This is a genomic window from Methylobacterium sp. Leaf117 (genome assembly GCF_001422985.1).
GTDB lineage: Bacteria > Pseudomonadota > Alphaproteobacteria > Rhizobiales > Beijerinckiaceae > Methylobacterium.
On the sequence record NZ_LMNL01000006.1, the window covers coordinates 1 to 15,705 of the forward strand.

At 69.2% G+C, this 15,705-nt stretch carries 10 protein-coding genes, 1 tRNA gene and 2 pseudogenes; 12 read left to right on the forward strand and 1 reads right to left on the reverse strand.

The features are described from left to right. Positions 1–215: 215 nt before the first annotated feature. The 12 genes and pseudogenes from ASF57_RS05720 to bcsN all read left to right on the forward strand — a co-directional run bounded on the left by ASF57_RS05720 (position 216) and on the right by bcsN (position 13,814). Positions 216–533, forward strand: coding sequence for a hypothetical protein (locus ASF57_RS05720; protein ID WP_056190599.1), 318 nt, complete (start codon positions 216–218; stop codon positions 531–533). A 183-nt stretch (positions 534–716) separates the two neighbouring features. After that, positions 717–790 (forward strand) — tRNA-Gln (locus ASF57_RS05725). 104 nt (positions 791–894) lie between these two features. Beyond that, a pseudogene (locus ASF57_RS27365) lies at positions 895–960 on the forward strand (hypothetical protein); the annotation flags it as partial. Between the two features lie 35 nt (positions 961–995). Continuing rightward, positions 996–1,244, forward strand: coding sequence for a hypothetical protein (locus tag ASF57_RS26780; protein ID WP_056481001.1), 249 nt, complete (start codon positions 996–998; stop codon positions 1,242–1,244). 306 nt (positions 1,245–1,550) lie between these two features. After that, positions 1,551–1,790 (forward strand): hypothetical protein, encoded by a 240-nt coding sequence (locus ASF57_RS05735; protein ID WP_056481003.1) that lies wholly within the window; start codon positions 1,551–1,553, stop codon positions 1,788–1,790. A gap of 108 nt (positions 1,791–1,898) precedes the next feature. Beyond that, the gene (locus ASF57_RS05740) at positions 1,899–3,362 is read left to right on the forward strand and encodes a hypothetical protein (RefSeq protein WP_056481005.1); all 1,464 of its coding nucleotides are present in this window, start codon (positions 1,899–1,901) and stop codon (positions 3,360–3,362) included. A gap of 368 nt (positions 3,363–3,730) precedes the next feature. Further along, positions 3,731–4,540: a cellulose biosynthesis protein BcsS gene (gene bcsS / locus ASF57_RS05745; protein ID WP_244476838.1), complete on the forward strand. Its 810-nt coding sequence runs from the start codon at positions 3,731–3,733 to the stop codon at positions 4,538–4,540. Positions 4,541–4,627: 87 nt separating this feature from the next. Next, positions 4,628–7,021 carry a UDP-forming cellulose synthase catalytic subunit gene (bcsA, locus tag ASF57_RS05750; RefSeq protein ID WP_056481007.1) on the forward strand — a complete coding sequence of 798 codons (2,394 nt, stop codon included), beginning with the start codon at positions 4,628–4,630 and terminating at the stop codon, positions 7,019–7,021. Positions 7,022–7,085: 64 nt separating this feature from the next. Continuing rightward, complete coding sequence (locus tag ASF57_RS05755) at positions 7,086–9,608, forward strand: cellulose biosynthesis cyclic di-GMP-binding regulatory protein BcsB (protein ID WP_056481009.1); 2,523 nt, start codon at positions 7,086–7,088, stop codon at positions 9,606–9,608. A gap of 290 nt (positions 9,609–9,898) precedes the next feature. Next, a pseudogene (locus ASF57_RS05760) lies at positions 9,899–10,900 on the forward strand (glycosyl hydrolase family 8); the annotation flags it as partial. Beyond that, entirely contained in the window at positions 10,885–12,840 is a 1,956-nt protein-coding gene (locus tag ASF57_RS05765; RefSeq protein ID WP_056481011.1) for a hypothetical protein, read from the forward strand. The pseudogene ASF57_RS05760 and the gene ASF57_RS05765, both read left to right, overlap by 16 nt. After that, positions 12,837–13,814: a cellulose biosynthesis protein BcsN gene (gene bcsN / locus ASF57_RS05770; RefSeq protein ID WP_056481012.1), complete on the forward strand. Its 978-nt coding sequence runs from the start codon at positions 12,837–12,839 to the stop codon at positions 13,812–13,814. The genes ASF57_RS05765 and bcsN overlap by 4 nt, the downstream gene beginning before the upstream one ends. A 358-nt stretch (positions 13,815–14,172) precedes the next feature. Here bcsN and ASF57_RS05775 read toward each other — a convergent pair whose 3' ends face one another. Next, positions 14,173–15,615 (reverse strand): carbohydrate porin, encoded by a 1,443-nt coding sequence (locus tag ASF57_RS05775; protein ID WP_244476839.1) that lies wholly within the window; start codon positions 15,613–15,615, stop codon positions 14,173–14,175. Positions 15,616–15,705: the final 90 nt, after the last annotated feature.

Here is a 15,705-nt window from a genome sequence, read left to right on the forward strand (position 1 = left end):
AGCTCATCGCCCGCGGCAACCTGTTCTCCAAGACCGCCTACGGCCAGAACCTGCTCAAGCTCGCCAAGGAAGATCAGGCCTCCCTCCTGGCACGGTGAGCAGCGCTTTTGCCGACCCGGTGAGCGGACGGGATCCGCAACGGAGAGGCGGATGTCCTGCGCCGCGCGGACAGGGGGGTCTCCCCGAATCCGAGGGGGTCGGGTATAGGGACGGGCATGGACAACATCATCCGCCCCACCTTCGGCGCCCCGCGCCGCACGGAACAGACCGATCCGCGCCGCGTCCAGGTGCTGACGCAGCGGGTCTACGGCGAGGCTCACGGCTGCCGGGTCTGCCTCGTGCATGACGAGGCCGCCCCGGAGGGTGACGTCTACAAGGTGGTGGTCGGCTTCCTGACCGACGACGAGGTCAGCACGGTGGCGATCCTCCCGGCCACGCCGGAAGGCGAGACCGATTGCGAGATCGTCGCGCTGGCCATCCTGCGCACCCTCGGCATGATCGAGGCCCGCACCGAGCCACCCGGCATCGCCTGAGACCCGGGCCGGTGCCCCATGTCAGCGGAACGGACCCTATCACGGACCGTCAGAAGCGGGGTTGCATCGGTCCGGAAAGCCATGCTATCGCCCCTGCACCGGAACGGACCGGGTCGAAACCGCCGGGTATCGCATCGGCGCAGACGCAAAAACCGGATCCATCCTCGTGCCACGCGGGGATTTTGGGGGATAGTTTAACGGTAGAACAGTGGACTCTGACTCCTCTAGTCCAGGTTCGAATCCTGGTCCCCCAGCCACTGTCAGAACTAAGTTATTCTCGGCATTCGATACTTCGCTGAGCCGCCCTGCGGTCTGAGCCCTTTGCGACACTGGCTGTCCGCACGAACGGCGGGAGCACGGTTTGGGTTCGGTCGCCAACGTCGTTCAGCGCGGACGCACTTCCCATTTCAGACGCCGGGTTCCAGCCGACCTGCGGCAGCGCCTCGGCCGCCACGAACTCGTGTGCAGTTCGGCACGAACGACCTCCGCACTGCCAAGCTTGGGTCCTGTCGGCTATACGTGGGCGCGGAAGAGCTGTTCTCGACTCTACGCGCCCTGCCGATGCTGACCGACGACCAACTCGCCCACCTCGTCCGCGATTTCTACGACACCATGCTGTCGGACGAGAACGCCGGCCGGCTTACCCGCGGACCGCTGCCTGAGTGCGGACGCGAAGCCCGCGTTAGGCAATACGCGACGATGGCCGCTTAAGGGTCGCGAGGCGCTGCCCGGCAACCGTCTCGACGAGGCGGCCTTCGCGGAGATGATGTTGAAGTGTCAGGGAATCGCAGTCCGGGATCTGACGCCCAGAGAAGCCGCCAAAGCTTGCCCCTGACCCAGCAAACCGGTCCGCGCTGAGCGCAAGCTTTTCGGGCATCCTGAACCCTGAAGGAGGGTGGATGCCATGCCTCGCAAACGCTTCACGAATGAACAGGTCGCCTTCGCCCCGCATCAATTGAAGCTCCTCCAGATCATCGACGCCGGCGCGGGCAACGACGCCACTCCAGTCGAACGCGCTTGGGCGACCTCGTCGACGCGCTCGCGGCGCACGAAGCCGGGCGCAACCGGCTGGAGGACGAGGTCCTGGCCGTGCTCGACCACCGGCGCGTGCCGCTGCTGGCGGCTGCGGACGGGGGCGGGGGCGGGCTCGCCTGCGCCGCTGCCCCGAAGACGATGGAGCGTTGGACGAGCATGCCGAGGATGGCTGCACAGACCCCACACCGGAGAACTGAATTTACCCATGGCGTACAAGTCTAAACCGGCGCACCCGGCGGTAACGTTTCGTTTACCATTTCCGATAATGACTCGTTAACCCATCTTCGACCCGCCGGTCGAATGCGGCACCTCCGCTCGTTTGGCAGGCCTATGCGTACCGGACTGTTTTCCTCCCTCCGCAGCCTGCTGGCCTTCCTGCTCCTCCTAGCCACGGTGTTCGGCGGGCTCGCCGTCCTGAGCACGAGCGATCGGGTGACCGGCAACCCCCGGCGCATTGAGGCCGAGTGGCGCGTCCAGGCGGACTTCGTTGCCGAACGCCTGGAAGGGGGCCTTCTAGCGGTCGAACGGGAACTGCTCTTCGCTGCACAGAGTCTGGCGATCCAGGCGCCCGGCGGTGATCCGGACGCGCCGGCGCGCCTGCTCGCGGCCTGGCAGCGGCTCCATCCCGAACTGGCCGACGCGCTCTTCGCCGACCGGGCTGGTGTGGTTCTGGCCGCCTCGCGTCGGAGCATCCAGGGGGCAGACGTCTCCAGCAGTCCTTGGTTCGCCAAGGCGCTCTCGGGCTTGGTCGTCGGGGAGGCCGCGCAGGGAAGCCGGGCCGGAATCGGAGTCACCCGCAACCTCATCGTGGCGGCCCCCGTGGGCGAAGCCGGCGCTCCCCTCGGCATCGTCGCCGTCCAGCTCCCGCCCGAATGGACCGATGGAATCGTTGCCGGCGCCCGGCGCATGCTTCCGAACGGGGGGCGGGGCCTGTCGATCCGCGTCATGAACGGATCGGGGCGCAGCCTCCACGACTCCGGTCCAGACGCGCTGGGCCCCGAAGTTCGGGCGACCGTCGGCGACGTCGAGCGGGGCGGCGTGGGATGGCTCGTGACCCTGCGCCCTCCCGAGACCGCGGCCCCGGCGCTTCCCCTTCTGGTCCTGCTCGGCGCCGGCCTGTTCGCGGCCGCGGTCGGCTGGCTCCTCGGCGGATGGGCGACATGCAGCCTCGACCTCGCCGAGGCGCTCTGCCGTCAGGAGGGCCAGAATCGGACGGTCGCGTTCCCCCTGACCCGCGACTTGAACCGCCTCACCGGGTCGATTCGCGCGGCCATCGAGCGGAGCATGGTGCGCGAGCGCCTGCTCCAAGAGAAACGCGCGGCCCTCGCGCGCAGCCGTGATCGGATCCGGGCCATCCGGTCCCTGTCGGGCTCGACCTGCTGGGAAATCGATCTCTCGACCGGGAAAGTCGTCTGGACGGACCGCGAGGATGAGCAGGGCGGGACCACGCCGGAGCGGGTCTGCAACCTTGAAGATGTACTCGCGCATGTCGAGCCCGAGGATCGCGCGATGATGAGCGACGCCCTCGGCACGGTTCAGGCCAAGCACGGGGCCGTCCGCGAAGTGATCGTACGGACCCGGTCGGGCGCGGAACGGATCTCCGGCCGCCGGCTCGCCTTCCGCCTCTCGGCGCTGGGGGGAGCCGGCACGGGCCGCATCTACGCCCTGAGCCGCGAGTACTTCGAGCCACTCCTGATCGCCCCGAGCGTCGAGTGCAGCGCGGTAAGCGTCGAGCGCCGCAGCCCGGGCCTGGCGCGGCCGCGCCACGAAAGCGCGATTCGCCGCCTTGGCTGACCCTGCGGGGTAGGGGACGCAAGGCCGGGAACGGCACCGAGCGGCTGACGCGGCACGCGGCGCGTCCGCGACCTCACGTCGAGCTTCAAGCCCGAAACTCTGCAGAAAGCTTCCAGATTTCGTCAGAGCGTCATCGGCGTCGCGAAAACACCGTCCCGCGCTCCGAAATCAGTTCCTCATGAAATGGGACGTGAAACGCTAAACTTCGATATTGAATCGCTAGCAACGTCGCTTTTCCATTCAATGCTCTCGAGTGTTACGAGCACGGACTTCACGCACGGCGATGCTGCCGAAAACAGTCTTCGCACGCGCCGGCGGCGCAAGCCGAGGAATCTCGATTAACCAGCAATTAACTATACAAGCGCTTAATGATGCAGCGCGAAAAGAGGCGCAAATTTGCCACCTCTCGGGGTTCAGCACAAGTGTTCCACCGTCTCAGAAACGTGTCGTTCCTGCTCAGTGCTCTGGCCGTGGCGCCGACCTCTCCCCGCGCGGCCGACTGGTATACGGGCGCCGCTCAGCCAGAAGTCGCGGGTGACGAATGGATCGTGGCCGTCGATGCCAGTGCGACCGTTACAACCAATAGCTCCGCTTTTGGAACGATCACGGCGACGATCGCGCCCGTCGGCAACCTCCTCAACGACGGTCTCCGCGTACGCCTGCAAGGCGTAGCCGGCACCTATTCCTATCCGGGCGCGGCAGTCCGTCAAACCGTCAATGGCGTTCAGCAGGAAGGCACGGTCCTGCTCGGCTACGAGTGGATCTGGCAGCAGGCGGCGCTGGCCGGCTACATCGGCATGAACGTGCGCAGCAACGAGCTCTCCATCCTGGACCCCGGCAATCCCGTGGTCGGCACGGGCCTGGGCGTGAAAGTGGCGGCGGACCTTTATGTGAACCCCACCGAGAACACGCTGTTCTCGGCCAATGCCTCCTACTCGACGCTGTTCAACGCCTATTACGCGCGCTTCCGCACCGGCGTTGCGGTGGTGCCGGGCGTCTTCGTCGGCCCCGAGGCCACACTCCTGGGCGACGAATTCTTCAACGGCTGGCGAGCCGGCGGCCACATCACCGGGTTCGCCATCGGTCCGATGAAGTTTTCGCTCGGGGCGGGCTACGCATTCGACCGTATTCGTAAGGGTGGATACTACACCAGCGTCGATGGTCGCATCGCATTCTGAGATCACGCTGGAGGTATGCCGCGCGGGCGGCATCTCATCCTTCCTTCGCCTAACCCATCCTTCCTTCGCCTAACGCGGAGTGGCCCCATGCCACCCTTTCTCGTCCGAACCATCTGGCTCGCCAGCGCCGCGGTGACCCTGCTGTTGCTGTCGCAACCTCTGGGAACGGACGTTCAGCTTGAGATGAGCCTCGGCGCCATTGCGGTCATGATCCTCCTGTGGCTGTTCGCCAAGGGGCGCACCGGGCGTCTGACCTTCCTTGCCATCGGCAGTCTCGTGGTGCTGCGCTACATCTATTGGCGCCTGTCGAGCACGCTGCCGCCTGTCAGCGATCTTCCGGGTTTCACGGCCGGCGTGATCCTGATCGCGGCGGAGCTCTACTGCTTCTACATCCTGGCGGTCAGCCTCGTGATCAACGCCGATCCCCTGCGGCGTCCCCCGCCCCCGCAGGACGCGGAAGACGACCTGCCGACCGTCGACATCTTCGTCCCGACCTACAACGAGGACCGGCACATCCTCGCGACGACACTCGCGGCCGCAAAATCCCTGGACTACCCGGCGCACAAGTTCACCGTCTGGCTCCTCGACGACGGCGGGACGGACCAGAAATGCGCGGATAGCGATCCCCGCAAGGCCGAGGAGGCGCGTGCGCGCCGCAAGGTCCTGCAGGCCCTCTGCGCGGATCTCGGGGTGTCCTACCTGACTCGACGGCGCAACCTCCACGCCAAGGCCGGAAACCTCAACAACGGCCTCCAGAACTCGATCAGCGAGATCGTCGTGGTCCTGGATGCGGACCACGTGCCCTTCCGCTCGTTCCTGCTCGACACGATCGGCCATTTCGGCGTGGATCCGAAGCTGTTCCTCGTGCAGACGCCGCACGCCTTCCTGAATCCCGACCCGATCGAGCGGAACTTGAAGACCTTCGAGCGGATGCCCTCCGAGAACGAGATGTTCTACGCGGTGGGGCAGTGCGGGCTCGACAAGTGGAACGGCTCGTTCTTCTGCGGCTCGGCCGCGCTGCTCCGGCGCAGCGCGCTGGACGAGGCGGGCGGTTTCTCCGGCATCACCATCACGGAGGATTGCGAGACCGCCTTCGAGCTGCATTCGCGGGGCTGGACCAGCCTCTACGTCGACAAGCCCCTGATCGCCGGCCTCCAGCCGGAGACCCTCTCGGCCTTCATCGGGCAGCGTTCGCGCTGGTGCCAGGGCATGCTGCAGATCATGCTTCTCAAGAACCCGCTCTTCAAGAGTGGGCTGAGGCCGATCCAGAGGCTCTGCTACCTGTCGAGCATGACGTTCTGGTTCTTCCCGCTCCCGCGCCTGATTTTCATGGCAGCTCCACTGCTGTACATCTTCTTCGACATGAAGATCGTCGTCGCCAACGTCGACGAGGCCATCGCCTACACAGCCACTTACATCGTCGTAAACCTGATGATGCAGAACTACCTCTACGGACGGGTACGCTGGCCCTTCGTCTCCGAACTGTACGAGTACGTGCAGGGCCTGTTCCTCATCAAGGCGACCGCCGCCGTCATCCTGTCGCCGCGCAAGCCGACCTTCAACGTAACGGCCAAGAACGTCAGCCTGGACCACGACCAGCTCTCCCCCCTGGCGCTGCCCTACTTCATCGTCTTCGCGGTCCTCTTCCTCGCTCAAGCCTTCGCTACCTACCGCTACAGCTTCGAGCCCGGCGTCACGAACCTGATGCTCGTGGTCGGCCTCTGGAACCTCTTCAATCTCATCACGGCCGGCGCCGCTCTGGGCGTCGCTACCGAGCGGCGTCAGACGGAGACGGCCCCCTCGCTGCCGGTCGACCGGCCTGCGGTGCTGAACCTCAACGGCACGACCATCGACGTCACCGTGGAGCGCATCTCCAGCGCCCGATGCCGGATCCGGATAGATGCGGTGGTTCCGATGCGCCGTAGCGACGACGGTTCGGTCGGCACCCTCGCGGCGACCCACCAGGGACACATGCCGCTCCTGAGTCATGCCCGGACGATCCCGGTGCGGGTGGCAGGAATCACCGCCGCCGGCGAGGAATCGATCTGCGATCTTGTCTTCGAGCCCCTGACGCCCGGCAGCTACTTCGCCCTCGCGGACATCATGTACGGCGATGCCGACGCGATGGTCCGCTTCCAGCAACGCCGCCGCACCCACAAGGACATCCTGTCGGGGACCGGGCAGTTCATCGGCTGGGGTCTGTACGGACCGATCCGGGCCCTGGCCTGCCTGATGACGGGAACGGCACAGCGCCCTGTCGAGGAGGAGGCCCCGAAGGCCGCCGCCGCAGGCGCACGCCGCCGCGCCGCCGATTCGGACACGCAGACGGCCCCCAGGCCGGCGGCGGCCGCGCCACCGGCCGACGGATCGCCGAGCTGGCTCCAGCTGATGGTCGAGACCGAGACCGGGCAGGACGAGGCGGAGCGCGGACGTCGGACCTCAGACCGGATGGTCGCTGCCCCGACGGGGCTGCGCAGCTGAGATGGCGCGACCGCAACCCCACCCACGGACAGTCCATTCCTCGGACACGAGCGCGAACCCGGCCATGCCCGTCACATCCCAGCGTCGCCCCAGATCGCACGCGGCCTCAGCGCTGACGCTGGCCGGCCTGCTCCTCGCAGTGTCCCACCCGGCCCTGGCGCAGAGCTTCATCGGTCGCGGCGCACCGCGGGTCCTCGCCGTTCCCGATGCCGAGCGCGCCGGCCGGCCGGCCGCCGCCGGCCGGGCGGAGGCGGAGCCCGCGTCTCCTCCCGCTGCGCCGCCGCTGCCGCAGCGCCCGTTCCCGGCCCTGTCCAGCAGCCTGCGACTCAGCGGCGAGGAGAGCGGTCTGCAATGGCCGGTCTACCTCACGGAAGCGCAGTCTCGGGAGCACCTGCGCCTGCGCATCGGCTACCTCGCCGCGATCTCGGTGGTGCCCGACGCCTCGTTCCTCACCGCGAAGGTCAACGGCGTGGCCGTGGGCCGCAGCGAGATCAAGGCACCGGGCGCGATCCGGATCATCGAATTCGACATCCCCGGCGACCTCCTGAAGCCGGGCTACAACGCCCTGGAAATCGCCGGTGTCCAGCGGCATCGGGTCGACTGCTCCCTCGATGCGACCTACGAGCTCTGGACCCAGATCGACCCGGCCTGGACGGGTCTCGTCTCGGTCTCCGGCGCCGCGATGGCCAACTCCCTGCGCGATCTGCCCGCCATCGCGCCGGATGCGCGCGGCATCGTCCCGATCCGGATCGTCCTGCGCAACCGGCCGGGCTTCGCCACCTTCGAGCGCCTGATCGGCCTCGTCCAGCGCATGGCGCTCGCCGGCAGGTTCAGTCAGGTGTCGGTCGAGTTCGCCGGCGAAACTCAGGGGTCGGCCGGCCTCGAGATCCACGTGGCGGATGACGATGGCCCGGGCGGTCTCAGCCGCCAGCCCCTGACCTTCGAGCCGCCGCAGGGTGACCGGGCCGCTCGCATCACCCTCGCGGGCGACACGCCCGCCGAGATCGAGGCGGCCAGCAGCATCGTCAGTGGCCTCGCCACACGCGAACCGATGGGTAGCCCGCAGGGCCTCCAGGCCCTCGCCTTGGCGCGCGGCGTGCCGGCCCAGGGCCGCGAGACGTTGCCGTTCTCAGCGTTCGGCATCGAGAACCGGGAATTCAGTGGCCGCCTGTTCCGGACCGGCTTCGATCTGACCCTGCCGACGGATTTCGTGCCGGCGGATTACGACAAGGTCGCCCTCACCCTCGCGGGTGGCTATGCGGCGGGGCTGGAGCTCGGCGCCCAGATCATCGTGGACGTCAACGGGCGCAACGTGGCCAGCGTGCCCCTGGCAAATGCGGGCGGCGAACTCTTCCGGGACGAGACGATCGCCCTGCCGCTCAGCCGCTGGCGGCCTGGACGGAACAAGGTCGAGGTGAAGGCCCTGCTGCCGGCCCCCTCGGACCGCGCCTGCGAGGGAGGCAGCACGAAGAGCCGCTTCCTGCTCCTCAACCGGTCGACCCTGGCGGTTCCCCAACTCGCCCGGGCGATCCGCCTGCCGGACCTCGCCGCGACGCTCGGTGGCGGCCTGCCGAAGGTCGCGCCCGGCCAGCGCCCGCGCCTCGTCGTGCCGGCGCCCGACCGGGAATCCATGGCCGCCGCCGCGACCCTCGCGGTCCAGATGGCGCTCTCGGCCGAGAAGCCCATCGACTTCGAACTGACCAACGATCGCGCCCTCGAAGGGCGGACGCCGACCGTGGTCGTCGGGCCGGCCCGCGCCCTCGATCCCGCCATCCTGCGCACCACCGGCCTCGATCCTGACCAGATCCGCCAGATCTGGCAGGGACGGGCGGCCACGACGCAGCTGAGCGAGCCCGGCCGTCGCTTCGCCGTGATGGACGGCGCGAGTCTCGATCGCCTGCGCAACGACCGCCCCCCGGCCTGCGCGCTTCCGGCCGCGGGTCCCCGTCCGGCCGGCGCGGTCGGCCGGTCGCGTCCCGATTCCGCCACGGACCGGCGCGAGCGCGATGTCATCGCCGAATGGAACGGCGCCACCGCCTCGCAGGACCGCCTCTCCGACCAGGTCGCCACGATGTCGGCGAGACTCGGCGCCGCGGCGCGCGAGAGCTGGGCCGCCACCAAGGCCTGGGCCGAGGATCAGGTTCGCGAGCCCGAGATCGAGATCGGATCGCAGGCCTCCCTGATCGTCAGCCAGGGCCTGCCCGGACGCGATCCGAATGGACTCCTGACCGTGTTCACGGCCCCGAGCGCGGCCACCCTCCAGGCCTCGGCCATCTGCCTCACGACGCCCTCGATCTGGAACCGGATCGAGGGTCGCGTCGCCACCCTCGACGCCAATGACGGCGCGCTCACCAATCACGCGGCCAAGCAGGCCCGATTCGTGGAGAGCGGGCCGGCCTCCCTGGAGAACCTGCGCCTCGTGGTTGCGGGCTGGTTCTCCACCAATCCGAGCATGTTCACGCTCATCATGTTCGCCGCCGCGATCAGCCTCGGCCTGAGCACCTCGGCGATGCTACGCGGCCTGGGCCGGGCCAATCCGGGCACCGCCGCACCGGCCCGATCCGACGATGAGGGAGTTCCGCGATGAAGCGGTATCGGGCGCAAGCGTATGCGGCTTCGCTCTGTCTGCCGCTGCTGGCCATGGTGCCGGCGGCTGCGCAGGGCCCCGCCATCCCTTTCGGGACGAAGACGGGCGAAGCCGGACCGGGTGACGCCAAACCCATCGAAACGAGGCCCTACGAAGCGCGGCCCGGTGAGATCCAGACCACCGATGCCAAGCCCGTCGGGCAAGGCAGTCCCCAGCAAAGCGGTCCCCAGCAAGGCGGGGCTCGGCAAAAGGGGCCTCAACAAAGCGGGGCTTGGCCGGCCGAGGTGCTTCCGATGCTGAACAGCCTCGGGAACACGCCGGGCTGGCGCAGCTACAAGGCCCGCTTCGTCACGGACCAGGGCCGGGTCGTCGACACGGGCAACGGCCGCATCAGTCACAGCGAAGGGCAGGGCTACGGCATGCTGCTCGCGGTGGCGGCGGGCGACCGCGACGCCTTCCAGCGGATCTGGAACTGGACCCGCGCGAACCTGATGGTCCGCGACGACGCCCTGCTGGCCTGGCGCTGGGAGCCGGACAAGCGGCCCGCCGTCGCCGACATGAACGACGCCACGGACGGCGACATCCTCGTGGCCTGGGCCCTCGCCGAGGCCGCCGAAGGCTGGTCGGACGAGGGCTATCGCCTCGCCAGCCGGCGCATCGCCGTGGACATCGCCCGTCGAACGGTCCTGTTCCGTAACGAGGGCTTGCCCCTGCTGCTGCCCGCCATGAGCGGCTTCTCGGCCGAGGACCGGAACGACGGTCCGGTGATCAACCTGTCCTACTGGGTCTTCCCGGCCTTCCCACGGCTCGCCGGCGTCGCGCCGGAGTTCGAGTGGAGCCGCCTCAGCGCCGTGGGCCAGGAACTCACCCTGCGCGCCCGCTTTGGTGCGGCCCAGCTGCCGACCGAATGGATCTCGATGCGCGGGGGCCAGCCTCAACCGGCCGCCGGCTTCCCGCCGCACTTCTCCTACAACGCGGTGCGGCTCCCCCTCTACCTTGCCATGGCGGGCATCACGGAGCGGAACTACTACGAGCCCCTGTTGAAGCTCTGGGCCGAGCCGGATCCCGCCGGGCTGCCGATCATCGACACCGCGAGCGACACCGTCGCGGGACGCATGGCGGAGCCCGGCTACGCGGCGATCCCGGCCTTGGCCGCCTGCGCCGTCTCCGGCACGCCGCTGCCTGGCGGGCTGGCGGACCCGGCCCCGAACGAGAACTACTATCCCGCCACGCTCCACCTTCTGGCCCTGACGGCCACCAACATGAGGTACCGCTCATGCCTCGGCCGCTGAACCTGCGACCCGGCGCGGCGCCGCTCCTCCTCGCCCTCGCGGGCGGTCTCGCCTGGGTCGGCCCCAGTTTGGCGCAGCAGGCCCCCGTCCGCACGGGGGTGCTCCAACTCAACGAACGGCGCGCGCCGGTCATCCTCGACACGCCGCAGAACGCGGGCGGCGCCGAGATCATCGACGAGAGCGCCCTGCGCTACTACGCCGCCCAGCGCCAGGGCGAGCGCGTCCAGGCCGAGATCGCGCGGCTGCGGCGGCGCCATCCGAACTGGACCGTCCCGGCCGATCTCGACACCCTGAAGCCGAGCCCGCCCGAGGAGGCCCCGATGTGGGACCTCTTCACGGCCGGCCGCTTCGATGAGCTGCGCACGGCGATCAGCGTCCGCCAATCGGTGGATCCCGGCTGGCAGCCGTCGGAGGATCTCGCGCGCAAGCTCAACCGCGGCACCCTGCGCAGCGCCGCGCGGGCGGCCGCCCGGGACGGATCCTGGGACGACCTCATCGCCCGGGTGAAGGCCACCCAGGAGGGCATCCAGAACCTCGACATCGACATCGCCTGGACGCTGGCCGAAGCCTATGCGCGGACCGGCGACATCGCTTCGGCCTCCGCCCTGTACGGTACCCTGTTGAAGGAGCAGGCCGATCCCGGCCTGCGCCTCGCCACGGTGCAGAAGGCCATGGCGGCGATGCCGATGGCCGCCGTCGAGCCGCTCCTGGCCATGCGGAGCCCCGGCACCGAGGGCACGGACGAGTTCCGGTCCATCCATCAGGACGTGACCCGGGCCCGCATCACGGCGGTCCTGCACGGGCAACCGGCCGGACGCATCGAGCCGGCCGATCTGGCCGCCCTCGGCGAACAGGCCCGCCGCGTGGGCGAGCCCGCGCAGATCGCGCTGCTCGGCTGGTACGCCTATCACCGACGCCAGTTCCGCGAGGCCCTCGACTGGTTCAAGACGGCCCTGGCCCGCGGCGGCGATGCCGCGGTGGCGACGGGCCTTGCCCTGTCGCTGCGCGAGATGGGACAGGATCGCGAGGCGGAGGAGGTCGCCTTCGCCTGGCGCACCGCCTCGGTGACGAACCTCTCCCTCTACGTCGACATGATGGAGCGGCGCCTGGGCGAAGGCCCCGCCTCGCCGGTCGAGACCGAGCGCCTCGACCGGTTTGCCAAGGTCGTCCTTGCCACGAGCGCTCCCGAAGGCGCGCAGGCGCTCGGCTGGTACGCTTACAATGCCTGCCAGTTCGACGCCGCCGCGGACTGGTTCCAGAGGGCCGTCAGCTGGCGGCCGCGCGAATCCGCCGTGCTCGGCTACGCCCTCAGCCTGTCGCGCCTCAAGCGCACGCGGGACTACCTGGAAACCGTGAACCGGTACGACGGCCTGTTCCCGAAGGTGGTCGGACTCGTCTTCGCCGAGCCCGATCCGCAGGCGCGCGACACCGGCCCGTGCGGCCCGGCCCCGGCCGTTCCGCAGCAGGCGGCGCCCCCCGCCCCGTCGCGCGTGATGGTGCCGAAGCCGGCCGTCGCCACCGCGCCGGTCCGACCCCTGGCCGTCCAGCGTGGGGAATTTCCGATTACGGTCGCGGCTGAGAACCCCCTGCGCTTCGGCGAGGGCGCCTCTCTCACGCCGCGTGCGCGGGACTCGGAATACTTGCGTGAGGTGCGCGGGCCGCAGCCCCTGATCGCCCGCCGCGTCGTGGGCGTCGGGGCCATGCCCTACGAGCGCTACGGCTTCACCCTGCTGCCGGGATGGAACGGCCTCGCTCGGGCGAGCCTTCAGGCAGGACCGCCGGCCCCGCCTGTGGGCACCCTCGCGCAAGCTGAGGGTGGCATTCTTGCGCAGACCGGCTCGCCCCGGTCGGTGCAGCCCCGGGACGGCGACCGCTTCGGTCCGTTCGATACCGCCAGCACCGAACGGAGCGGCCAGCGAAATCCAGGACTGGATCGATGAACGGACCGAAGTTCTCCTCCGGCCGGCCGCAGGTGCCCTTCCGGAACACGCTGCTCCGGATGACCGGCCTCGCCCTCGGCCTGAGCCTGCTCGGGGCTTGCCAGACCGCGAAGACGAGCCGGAACGCCCCCCGATTCGAGACGGCCTTCGCCTCCACGGGGTCCGCCGGCAACCAGCCCCTGGTCTTCGTTCCGAACAGCGGCGCCATCGAGTCCGTCGAGGAGACGCGATCGAGCGCGAGCCTGCGGCAGCGCATCGTGTACGGACAATCCCGCGGCCGGGTGGATCTCACCATCGCGTCGGGCCGGGTGTGGGACGATCCGGCCATGGCCAAGCCAAGCCGCGCCGGAATCGCGGCCGAACTCGGAAGTCTGGAAGACGGGTCCTCCTACCGCATCGTCCGCCAGCCCATGCGCAACGCCTACGGACCCATCGGGGTCGCCGTGAGCCAACGCTGCGCCTATGCTTGGCAGTGGATCGACGACCTTCAGCGGGTAGAACTCGGCCGTGCCGCCCTGCGCGGGCCGGTCGCGGTCTCGCTCCGCGTGCAGCATTGCGGCCGCAGGCCGATGGCCGCCGAGACGCTCCTGGCCGACCTCACGCGCATCCGCCTTGGGGTGTCGACCGAAGCTGTGGCCCGTGCCACGCGTCCCCGGATCGTACGGCCGAGACCGGCCGCCGAGCCCTTGACCGCCGAGCCCGTGGCCACCCTGGCCCCGGTCGCCCCTGCCATCGCTGCGCCGACCCCAGTTCCGGGCCCGCCCTCGGTCGCAGTCAACAGCAGTCGCACCCTGGTGACGCTGCCACCGGCCCCGGCAGGCCAGTCCTACCTCGCGCAGCCCGCTCCGGCTCCGGCCGCGCAGACCGTATCCGTGGTTCCCCGGCCGACGGCCTCGGGGGGCTCGGATCGCGCGCGTTACCTGACCGACGCCCTGTCGGCCTCAGGCCGTACGCCGCCGCCAGCTGGCTGGTAGGGGTCCCGGACGGCGAGGATGCCCATCGCGTCGTGGCGGACGATGCAGGATTGTCCGACTCACGCTCGCTGCGCTGATCATTGCAGGCGAGCCCAGACCAGACCACACGACCTCGTTCCAGCGGTGACGGCAGGTGCTCGCCGACGATAACAACGCTTTTTCGTTCGAACCGAAACGTCGAGCCTGAGCGTGGGAAGGGTCTGCGGAGTGAGCCTGTCGCGGCGATGCGCGGCCACAACGCGCGTTCGAAGCTGCCACGCGGCCTCGGACATCGCCGGTCTCGTTATCGCACCCGGACCGGGTGTGGGTGAAACCGGCAGCCGATCGGTCCTCGCGGCGAGGCCGGAGGCAGGCGCCCTCAGTTCGACACCGATCCCGGCGCCAGCCCCGCGAGGGTGAAGAGATCGACCGACAGCTTGGCGCCGACCACGAGGGCGTCGGGGATGTTCCGGGTGTAGGCCGGGAAGCGGGTCTGGTCCGGGTTGATGATGTACTGAAGGTTCGGGGTCAGGCGGATCGCCGGGGTGACCTGGATGCCGTAGTTGAGCTCCATCATGATCTGCTGTCGGGGAATCGACCGGTCGAGGCCGAGGGCGTTCTGCGCGGCCGTGATGTTCGAGAGGGCCAGGGGCGAGAAGCGCTGAGTGTTGATGACGAAGCCCAGGGTGTCGAAGGGGCGGCCCGCGAAGGTGCCGGTCTGGAGAGCGCCGATCTCCAGGAAGTAATCCTCGACGAGGCGCCCGGAGGTGCCCGCCATGGCGACGCCGAACAGGGTCAGGCCCTGGATGGCGCTGGGATCGGGACGCCAGACCATCTGGTCGAAGCGGGCATAGACGCCCGAGCGCCCGAAGCGGCTGGCCGGGGCGAGACCCGTCAGGACCGCGCGCTGGCCGGTGATGTCGCGCACCGGGTCGGCATAGTCGGAGGCGTCGTACCAGCCGCCGATGCCGTAGTTGCGCGGCAGGGGGTCGTTGGCGAAGGTGGTGGAATAGCCGAGCTCGACCGGCAGGATCGCCCCGGTGGCGCCGCGGGTCGAGAGGTCGAGGCCATTGTCGCCGGGCTGCTGATGGCGGGGATTGACCTCGTAGACGCCGGCATGGACGAAGACCCGGTCGGTGAGCCAAGCCTTGGCGTGGGCGCCCCAGCTGGAGACCGGCCAGAAGGTGAAGTTCGAGGTCTTGAACACGAAGGTCGGGTTACCGCAGGCGGAATTCGACTGGAAGTTGCAGTAGATTGGTGAGTTCAGGAAGGCGATGTTGGCCACCAGGCGGCCGAACTCGATCACGAGCCGATCGTCGAAGAGCTTCTGCTCGTAGCTGAGCAGGGTGAGCCGGGTGGTCTGGCCGCCACCGTAGATCTCCTGCACGGAGGTGTTGTTGCCGATGAAGTCGCCGGCGAGATTGTCGCCGTGGCGGTTGGTGACGGCGATGTGGAAGGCGCCGCCACGGATGCCGGCGAGGCGGTTCAGGTCGGCGTCGATGCCGAAGAACAGCTGCCCGGCATAGGCGCCGCCCTGGCGGATGCCGCCGATCGGGTTGGCGGCGGCCTGACCGGTGTAGTTGGCGCTGAGCGTCAGGCCGTGGCCGAGGTCGAACACGCCCGTGGGCAGGGTGGGGGGCGTCGCACTCTGGCCCAGGGCGTCCGCCGCACCGGCCGCGCTCTGGGCCCCCGCGATGCCCTGGCCGCCCGGACGGGGCGGCAGGCGCCGCGGGCGGCGCAGGACCTGCCGCCGGACCGTCTCCGCCACGCCGATCCCGACCGCTTCCACCGCCTGCGCCCGCGCCTCCGATCCCAGCGTCATCAAGCCCAGGCTTACGACAGCAGCCCTCAATCCCTTGCTCATCCGGTGTCCCCTTCGATCGCGTGGTGTTTGCGTGGCCGGTCTTGATGC

Excerpts from the sequence above, each read along its gene's own strand:
- bcsS (WP_244476838.1), top strand. The coding sequence starts at position 3,731 with ATGATGCAGCGCGAAAAGAGGCGCAAATTTGCCACCTCTCGGGGTTCA.
- bcsN (WP_056481012.1), top strand. The coding sequence starts at position 12,837 with ATGAACGGACCGAAGTTCTCCTCCGGCCGGCCGCAGGTGCCCTTCCGG.
- ASF57_RS05720 (WP_056190599.1), top strand. The coding sequence starts at position 216 with ATGGACAACATCATCCGCCCCACCTTCGGCGCCCCGCGCCGCACGGAA.
- ASF57_RS05740 (WP_056481005.1), top strand. The coding sequence starts at position 1,899 with ATGCGTACCGGACTGTTTTCCTCCCTCCGCAGCCTGCTGGCCTTCCTG.
- bcsA (WP_056481007.1), top strand. The coding sequence starts at position 4,628 with ATGCCACCCTTTCTCGTCCGAACCATCTGGCTCGCCAGCGCCGCGGTG.
- ASF57_RS05765 (WP_056481011.1), top strand. The coding sequence starts at position 10,885 with ATGCCTCGGCCGCTGAACCTGCGACCCGGCGCGGCGCCGCTCCTCCTC.
- ASF57_RS05755 (WP_056481009.1), top strand. The coding sequence starts at position 7,086 with ATGCCCGTCACATCCCAGCGTCGCCCCAGATCGCACGCGGCCTCAGCG.
- ASF57_RS05775 (WP_244476839.1), bottom strand. The coding sequence starts at position 15,615 with ATGACGCTGGGATCGGAGGCGCGGGCGCAGGCGGTGGAAGCGGTCGGG.